Raw genomic sequence first — 1,052 nt, 5'->3', positions numbered from 1 at the left:
TCCATCACCTTCATCACCTCCAGCGAAGGCGGCGTCGACATCGAGCAGGTGGCCGCCGAAACGCCGGAGAAGATCCAGACCCTGCACGTCAACTATGTGCAAGGCCTGCAGCCCTTCCAGTGCCGCCAGGTCGGCTTTGCCATGGGCCTCAGCGCCAAGCAGGTCAACCAGCTCACCAAGCTGATGCTCGGCCTGTTCAAGCTGTTCAATGAAAAGGACCTGTCGCTGGTCGAACTGAACCCGCTGGCGATCCTCACCAACGGCGACCTCGCGGTGCTCGACGGCAAGGTCAATTCCGACGACAACGCCACCTACCGCCATCCCGATCTCGCCGCGATGCGCGACATCCGCCAGGAAGACGAGACCGAGGTGCTGGCCAGCCAGCACGACCTCAACTACGTCACGATGGACGGCAACATCGGCTGCATGGTCAACGGTGCCGGTCTTGCGATGGCCACGATGGACGTGATCAAGCTCGAAGGCGGCGAGCCGGCGAACTTCCTCGACGTTGGCGGCGGTGCCACCAAGGAGCGCGTCACCGAGGCCTTCAAGCTGATCCTTTCCAGCGACAAGGTGAAGGCGATCTTCGTCAACATCTTCGGCGGCATCGTGCGCTGCGACATGATCGCCGAGGGCATCATCGCCGCGGTCAAGGAAGTGGACGTGAAAGTGCCGGTGATCGTGCGCCTGGAAGGCACCAACGTCGAGAAGGGCAAGGAACTGCTCAAGAACTCCGGCCTGGCGATCACGCCGGCCGACGACATCAACGACGGCGCCAAGAAAGCCGTTGCCGCGATCGCTGCCTGAGGAACGAACACCATGAGCGTTTTGGTCAACAAGAACACCCGGGTGATCGTGCAGGGCTTCACCGGCCAGCAGGGCACCTTCCACGCCACCCAGATGGTGGAATACGGCACCAAGGTCGTCGGCGGCGTCACGCCGGGCAAGGGTGGCACCCAGCACATCGGCCTGCCGGTGTTCAACACGGTGCTCGAAGCGGTCGAGGAAACCGGTGCCAACGCCTCGGTCATCTACGTGCCGCCCCCGTTCGC

1 protein-coding gene and 1 pseudogene are annotated in these 1,052 nt (G+C 63.1%); both read left to right on the top strand.

The window, feature by feature from the left end:
• Positions 1-807: ADP-forming succinate--CoA ligase subunit beta (sucC, locus tag WB794_RS13485; protein WP_337336366.1), on the top strand; the 807-nt coding region annotated here is incomplete at its 5' end.
• Positions 808-819: 12 nt separating this feature from the next.
• Positions 820-1,052: pseudogene (locus WB794_RS13480) on the top strand (succinate--CoA ligase subunit alpha); the annotation flags it as partial.

It is taken from the genome of Denitratimonas tolerans, from assembly GCF_037203605.1.
GTDB classification, from domain to species: Bacteria; Pseudomonadota; Gammaproteobacteria; order Xanthomonadales; family Xanthomonadaceae; genus Denitratimonas; species Denitratimonas tolerans.
This window is presented reverse-complemented; position numbering and strand designations above follow the sequence as displayed.